This is a genomic window from Micromonospora arida (assembly GCF_003857035.1).
GTDB lineage: Bacteria > Actinomycetota > Actinomycetes > Mycobacteriales > Micromonosporaceae > Micromonospora > Micromonospora arida.
Map to the genome: position 1 here is coordinate 1 of NZ_QGSY01000062.1, position 7157 is coordinate 7157.

Genomic DNA, 7157 nt, shown 5'->3' on the forward strand with positions numbered 1-7157 from the left:
CGACCCCGCCCCGCCGACCGCCCCCACACGCCTGGTCACCCCCGCCGCCCGGGCCGCGGCGCTCGACGCGGTGCGCTTCGCCGTCGGCGTCGACCCGGAGCTGCCGATGCTGGCCGGCGTGCTGTTCGACGTGGAGTCCGACGGCGTCCGGCTCGTCGCCACCGACCGGTACCGGCTCGCGCTGGCTCGGGCCGGTGCCGACGTCGACGGGCCGCCGGTGCGGGTGTTCCTGCCGGTGGCTCTCGTCGATGAGCTCCGGCCACTGCTCGACACCGCCGACCCCTGGCCGGTACGGCTGACAGTGGCGGGCATGGACCTGCGGGTGCGGGTGGCCGACCGCACGCTGACCGGTGCCGCCCTGCCGTACGACTTCCCGGACTACCACCGGCTGCTGCGCAAGTCCGTCGGTGAGCGGCCGACCGCGCGCCGGGTCCCGGTGGACGTGGCCGCGCTGCGCGCCGCGCTGGCCGACCCGGCGGCCCCCACTGTCGCCCTCGACCACGACGGCACGACCCGGGAGGTCACAGTGCTCGGCGTCGACGACCAGGGCGAGCTGCGGCTGCTTCCCGCCGCCGACCTGGGCACCGACGCGCTGCGGGTCGGGGTGGACGGTGGTTACCTGCTGGACGCGCTGAACGCGGCCGGCGCCCCGCAACTGGTCCTGGAGCTGGATGGGCCGATCGCCCCGCTGGCCGTACGCCGACCGGACGACGCGGACACCTACTCGGTGCTCATGCCGATCCGGCTCTGAGTCGGCGGCCAGCACTCCCCGTCCGGGGAGGAAAAGCCCGCGACGGTAGCATCTGGTGGTTCACCTGTGAACCCCGGACGGAGGCGTACGGAGCAGCATGCTCGACATGGAGTTGATCCGGAAGGATCGCGAGGCGGTGGCGACCGCGCTGGCGAAGCGCCTGGATCCCGCCGAGGTCACCCGGGCCCTGGACGAGATCCAGCGGCTCGACCAGGAACGCCGCGCCCTGATCACGGAGATCGACGCTGAGCGGCAGCGCCGCAAGGCCGAGGCCCGGGCGTACGCGCAGGCGAAGCGGGCCGGCGAGGAGCCGCAGGCCGCCGCGCCGGAGGCGGAGCGTAAGCAGCTCGCCGAGCTGGAGTCCCAGCTGGACGAGGTGCAGGCCCGGCTGCGCGACGCGATGAGTGAGCTGCCCAACCTGCCCAGCGACGACGTGGTGGCCGGCGGCAAGGAAGCCAACCGGGTGGTGAAGACCTTCGGCGAGCCGCCGGTGATCGAGAAGGTCCGCGACCACGTGGAGCTGAGTCGCGCGTTGGGCCTGGTCGACTACGAGCGCGGGGTCAAGCTCGGCGGGTCCGGTTTCTGGATGTACACCGGGGTTGGCGCCCGGCTGGAGTGGGCGCTTCTCAACTACTTCGTCGACCAGCACATCAAGGCCGGTTACGAGTTCCTGCTCCCGCCGCACCTGCTGCTGGATTCGGCCGGCTTCGCCGCCGGGCAGTTCCCCAAGTTCTACGACGACGTCTACCACCTGGACTCGGCGTCCGCCCCGCGTGGCCAGTTCCTGCTGCCCACGTCGGAGACGGCGATCCTCGGCGCGTACCAGGACGAGATCCTGGAGACCCCGAAGCTGCCGCTGAAGGCGTTCGCGTACACCCCGTGCTACCGGCGGGAGTCGGCCGGCTCGCACTCGGACGAGCGCGGCACGGTGCGGGGGCACCAGTTCAACAAGGTGGAGATCTTCCAGTTCACCCTGCCGGAGCAGGCCGACGCTGCGCTGGAGGAGATGCTCGCCCACGCCGAGAGCCTGGTCGAGGGGCTGGGTCTGCACTACCAGCGCACGCTGCTCTCGGCCGGTGACGCCAGCGCCTCGATGAAGAAGACCCTCGACATCGAGGTGTGGATGCCGAGCACCGGCAAGTACAAGGAGGTGTCGTCGGTCTCCTGGGCCGGCGACTACCAGGCTCGTCGGGCGGCGATCCGTTACCGCGAGCCGGGTGGCAAGCAGACGCGCTTCGTGCACACCCTCAACGGGTCGGCGCTGGCCACCAGTCGGCTCTTCCCGGCCATCCTGGAGCAGTACCAGCAGGCCGACGGCAGCGTCCTGGTCCCCAAGGTCCTCCAGGACCGCCTCGGCACCGACCGTCTGACCCCCCGCTGACCTCGGCCTCTCGCCTCACCCTGTCGATCTTGCAGTTTCGGTTCCCGCAATGCGGGGGTCTGCGTCTTTCGTCGCAACAGCAACTGCAAGATCGCGGGGGCGGCGGGGGCGTCTGGTCAGGGCTGCGGTCAGCAGGAGGGCCGCCAGGGCGGCTACGAGCAGTGCCGGGCCGATGGCGTCCAGGGCGTCGGCCACCGTGTGTTGCAGCTGGGACGCGGCTTGGATTATCGGGTCGCGCAGGGCGTCGCGACGGCCGGCGGCCAGGCGTAGCTCGTACCAGCCGTACCAGGCGACGTAGCCGCCGGTGACCAGCAGCATCAGGCCACTGAGGCGGGGCACCAGCGCACCCGCGACGCGCAGCCGGGCCACCAGGCCGTCGCGCAGCAGCGCCACCCCGAGTGCGGCGACCGCGACCACCAGACCCATCCCGAGGGCGTACGCACCGAACAGCGCCAACCCCTGACCGGTCGAGCCGGCCTGGAGGCTGGTCACCACGATGGCCAGGAACGGCGCGATGGCGCAGCCGAGTGACGCCAGCGCGTACGCCGCTCCGAACAGCGCCATCGACGGCCAGGACCGGGTCAGCCGGGGTGCCCGGGCGGACCAGCCGGGGGCGGGCAGCCGCCGACCGGCGAGCAACCAGCAGCCGGCCACCACCAGCAACACGCCGAGCGTCACGGTCAGCCACGGCAGCCGGGGCCGCAACCAGCCGGCCAGCGGCGCGAGCGCCAGGCCGAACGCGCCGAACACCAGCACGTACCCCACTGTCAGCCCGGCCGCCGCGGTGAGCGCGCGGCCGACCGCGCCGCGGGTGTCCGACTTCCCGGCGACCAACAGCGAGAGGTACGCGGGCAGCAACGCGAAGCCGCACGGGTTGACCGCGCCGAGCATGCCGGCGGTCAGCGCGAGCAGCAGTGCGGCGGTCACGCCCCGGCCAGTGCGGCGACCTTGGCGGTGAGCGCCTCACCGTCGAGGAAACCGTGGTGGACGACCGCGCCGTTCCGGTCGATGATCACGAAGATGCTCTGCTCGGTCACCTTGAACCGCTTCCAGAGCGCGCCCTTGGTGTCCTCGATCTGGGGCGTCGCGCCGAGGTCGAACTCGGTGACGAACTCCTTCATGGCCTTCCGCTCGCCCAGCCCGGCGACGCCGACGATCGGCACGGTGTCCCGGTACCGGGGTTCGATCTCGGCCACCGTCCAGGCCTGGCTGGCACAGGTGGCGCACCACGGCGCCCAGAACCACAGCACCACCGGTTTGCCGGCGAGCTGTGCCGCGTCGAACGCGGCCCCACCGAGCGTGGTCCCGGTGAAGCGCAGCACGGCCGGAACCTGCGCCGGAGCGGCGGGTGGCCCGCCGGTCGGGGTGGGCGGGGCACCGGTCGGGGCGGACGGCGCATCGGTCGAGGCCGGGGCCGATCCGGTGGCGGCGGGCCCACCCGGCGCGGTGCCGGTACAGGCGGCAACACCGAACAGGGCCACCACGAGCGCCCCGGCGGTGGCGGCACGGCGAAGCTGCCCGGCCCCTGTCCAGGGGCGAAGCTGCCCGGCCGCTGTCCAGCGGCGAAGCTGCCCGGCCCCTGTCCAGCGGCGAAGCTGCCGGGCCCCTGTCCACGCCATGCTGATCCGCATCCGCTTCTCCGTTCCGGTCCGGAAGGGACCCATGCTGGGCCTGACGCTTCGCTATTCGGCCTTGGCGAGTCGGAGAGCCAACTCCGGGCAGACCTTGACCGCCTTCAACGCGCCCTCGCGCAGCCAGGTCGGCACGGGGGTGGCCGGGAAGGCGGGATATCCGTTCGCGTCGAGCCGGATGAAGTCCGGTACGACGTGCGCGCAGAGGCCGTGCCCGTCGCAGCGGGACCAGTCCAGGGTGAGCTTCTGCGGATTCGCGTCGGGTGCGCCCGGCAGCCCCATCGAGCCCTTGACCCGTCGGCCACAGCCGTCGCCGGTGCTGTGCAGCCGCAGGTCCTCGGCGAAGACCTCGATCGCGGAGAGCGCGAACCGGGCGGTGCCGTCGGGGTGACTGCACGCGCCCCGGCCCTTCACCTCGCCGGCGGCGGCGCGCACCACGTCCGCCGGTTGGCTGCCGGCGACGGCCAGGTCCACCGCGCGGGCCAGGTCCGGCAGGCCCATCTTGCACGGCCCGCACTGGCCGGCGGACTCGCCGGCCAGGTAGCGCACCACCTGGGCGGCCTCACCGAGCGGGCAGGTGTCGACGCCGAGCGGGACGATGATGCCCGCGCCGAGGGTGCCGCCGACGGCGGCCAGGCCCTTGCGGGAGACCTCGGCCTTCTCCGCCGCCTCCGGGGTGATCCACTTGCCGTGGTAGCCGCCCATCAGGATGCCCTGGACGTCCGGCACCTCGCACAGGTCGAGGACGTCGCGCAGCGGCATGCCGGCGGTGCACTCCACCACCGCCGGGCGGCCCGCCGCGCCGGTCACGGTGAGCAGCACGGTGCCCGGCTCGTCGTCGGTGCCGAGCGCCGCGTACTCGTACGGGCCCAGTCGGGCACCGATGGCGAGCTGGGAAAACGTCTCGGCGTTGGACAGCAGGGTGGGCAGGCCGCTGACACCGGAGTCGCTGGAGCGCTTCTTGGTGCCCGGCGGGATGTGCGGCAGCCCGTTGATCCCGTTGACGAGTGCGCCACCCTCGCCGGAGATGAACCGGTGCGGCACTGTGACGATCGTCGTCTGCACCGGCATCCGGCGCTCGTCGAGCGCGTCCATCAGTGAGTCACGGCCGACCCCGTCGTCCGCCACGCCGATCACGATCTCGTCGGCGTCCAGCGCGTACGCGGCCAACGCCGCGCCGTCCAGGATCAGGTGCGGGGCGCGGGTCAGCAGGACCTTGTCCTTCCAGCTGGCCGGCTCCCCCTCGGTGGCGTTGACCACCACCACGGCGGCCAGGTCCTGCCGCTCGCAGGACTCCAGCACCGCGCGCATCTTGCGGGCGAACGGGAACCCCGCCCCGCCCTTGCCCTTGAGCTGCATGCCCTCGGCGAGCTGGAGCAGCTGCGCGGGCTCCATCGGGCCGATCGGTCCGTGCACCTCCTCGTGCGCGCGCAGGTCGAGCCGGCCGTACTCGGCGAAGCCGGCGGTGAGCCGGGGTTCACCCACACAGGCGACAGGTGGCACGGCGGTCCGCATCACTTCGCCTCACCCCGCAGCCCGGCCCAGTACGCCCCGTCCACCGCGTCGGCGCTGGCCTTGCGGCGCTTGGACTTGCCCTCGCCGGCTGCCCGCTTGGCGCGGCGGGACGCCAGGTCGACAAGGGTCGGGGTGTCGTCGACGGGCGGCGCCACCTCGTCCGGCACGTACCGGGCCGGTGGACGCCAGTAGTCCGGCTCCTCGGGCAGGTCGTCCTCGACGCTGTGCCGGCCGCTGCCGCTGCGCGGCGCCGACGAGATCGGGCTGCCGGAGACCGGGCCGGCCGAGATCGGCTCGACGGAGATGGGCTCGTCGGCCTGCCACCGGCGTGGACTGTCCCACGGCTCCTCGGCCTCGTCGCGGGTCGACCGCGGCGGCGCCGAGTAACGGCTGCCGTCGTCCTCGCTGCGGGACCGGCGACGGGACCGCTCAGCGGTCTGCTCGTCGGCGCGTCGCCGGCCGGTCGGCACGGCCTCGTCGCGGGTACGCGAGGTGCGCCGCCGGGTCGCCGGCTCGGCCTCCTCCTCGTCCCGTCGACGGATGTCGGTCTCCTCCACGCTGCGGCGGGCCGACCGGCGGGTCGTCGACTCCTCCTCGGCACGTCGGCCGCGCGAGGACCGTTCGGTGTCGCGGCGGGCGGCCGGCTCCTCCTCCCGCCGACGGCGGCTCGGCCGGGCCGGCTCGACGAGGGAACCGGGCTCGGGCACCACCGGAACGGTGAACCGTTCCGGGTCGCGCCGCGCGGCCGGCGCGGCCCAGGTGGCGGTGGTGGTGTCCGCCCAGGCGGGACGCTTGTCGGCGGCCTTCGGGCGCCGACCCAACCCGGCCAGCAGCGACCTGGCGGTCTTGGCCTCCTCGGCCCGGCCGACCATCACCGCGTTGCGCACCGCTGCCTGGTGCTGCTCGCGGCTGCGCCGACCGATGCTGACCGAGAACCGGACCAGCAGGGCCAGCACCACCAGCAGGATGCAGCCCAGGTAGCTGAACGCCACCCAGGGCGCTGCGGCCCGACCGGCGTTGAGGCCGTGCAGCACAGCGAAGGGCCAGGCGAGGTACGCGACGGAGTGCATGGCCCGCCACACCCACTTCGGACCGACGCCGGCGAAGCGTGCGCGGATGATGCCGGTCCAGATCACGCTGACCATCAGCAGCGCCGCCACCGTGCCGAGTCCGATGTAGAGCCCTCGGCCGCCGACGAACGGCACCAGCGCGTCGGTCGCCGCCGCTCGCCCGGTGGCGACCTTGGTGAGGACGTGGAAGCCGAGGCCGGCCACGCCCAGCACGCCGGTGGCCCGGTGCGCCGACTGCATCAGCACCCGGTGCGGGATGCGCAGCACCAGTCGGTCGGTGGCGAGCAGGCCGAGCATCACGGTGAGGCTCAACGCCACCAGGGAGACCACACCGGCGAAGAACTCGGTGAAGAAGAAGCCGTACGCGTACGCCGTCTGACCGACGCCGGTCAGCATGATCGCCGCCCAGAGCGCGGCGAGCACCGACGCGATCAGCAGGGCGCTCGCCGACCGTGACGGGGCGCGCACCCCCCGACTGCTGGCGCTGGTCCGGACCGTCGCCGCCTTCTTGTCCTGCTGTGCCCGGGCCATCTGCTCCTCGATCGTCTCGCGGCGGCGCACCACCGGCCGACCCCTGCTCCCCCATCCAGTACGGACCGGCGGGGCGCGCGGATCACCCGCCGAAGGAAATTTCTGGGCCGAAATCGAACCGAGGGGCGCGGCCGTGCGTTCCACCCGCTTCCACTCACCAATCAGAACAGCGACGAATGTCCATGCATTGACAGTCGCCGCAACACGCTTGTAACCTTTCAGCAAATTTCAGCCAGGCTTGCAAAATTCCGGCAACCCGGCACTCCCCCACCCCTGGC

General features: G+C 73.0%; 6 protein-coding genes. 2 read left to right on the forward strand and 4 right to left on the reverse strand.

Annotated features, from left to right (window positions below):
- A partial coding sequence (locus DLJ58_RS01095) for a DNA polymerase III subunit beta (RefSeq protein WP_124853441.1) occupies nucleotides 1–751 on the forward strand: 751 nt, incomplete at its 5' end.
- A 97-nt stretch (nucleotides 752–848) separates the two neighbouring features.
- A complete protein-coding gene (gene serS / locus DLJ58_RS01100; RefSeq protein ID WP_124853442.1) occupies nucleotides 849–2132 on the forward strand; it encodes a serine--tRNA ligase in 1284 nt (427 codons plus the stop codon).
- A 15-nt stretch (nucleotides 2133–2147) separates the two neighbouring features.
- Here serS and DLJ58_RS34825 read toward each other — a convergent pair whose 3' ends face one another.
- The 4 genes from DLJ58_RS34825 to DLJ58_RS01120 are packed head-to-tail and all read right to left on the reverse strand — an operon-like array spanning nucleotide 2148 to nucleotide 6912.
- Entirely contained in the window at nucleotides 2148–3059 is a 912-nt protein-coding gene (locus DLJ58_RS34825) for a cytochrome c biogenesis CcdA family protein (protein WP_124853443.1), read from the reverse strand.
- Complete coding sequence (locus tag DLJ58_RS01110; RefSeq protein WP_244218731.1) at nucleotides 3056–3763, reverse strand: TlpA family protein disulfide reductase; 708 nt, start codon at nucleotides 3761–3763, stop codon at nucleotides 3056–3058. The genes DLJ58_RS34825 and DLJ58_RS01110 overlap by 4 nt, the downstream gene beginning before the upstream one ends.
- Before the next feature lie 51 nt (nucleotides 3764–3814).
- Entirely contained in the window at nucleotides 3815–5278 is a 1464-nt protein-coding gene (locus tag DLJ58_RS01115; protein WP_208740771.1) for an NADH-quinone oxidoreductase subunit NuoF family protein, read from the reverse strand.
- Nucleotides 5278–6912 carry a ferric reductase-like transmembrane domain-containing protein gene (locus DLJ58_RS01120; protein WP_244218732.1) on the reverse strand — a complete coding sequence of 545 codons (1635 nt, stop codon included), beginning with the start codon at nucleotides 6910–6912 and terminating at the stop codon, nucleotides 5278–5280. Before DLJ58_RS01120 ends, DLJ58_RS01115 begins: the two co-directional genes overlap by 1 nt.
- Nucleotides 6913–7157: the final 245 nt, after the last annotated feature.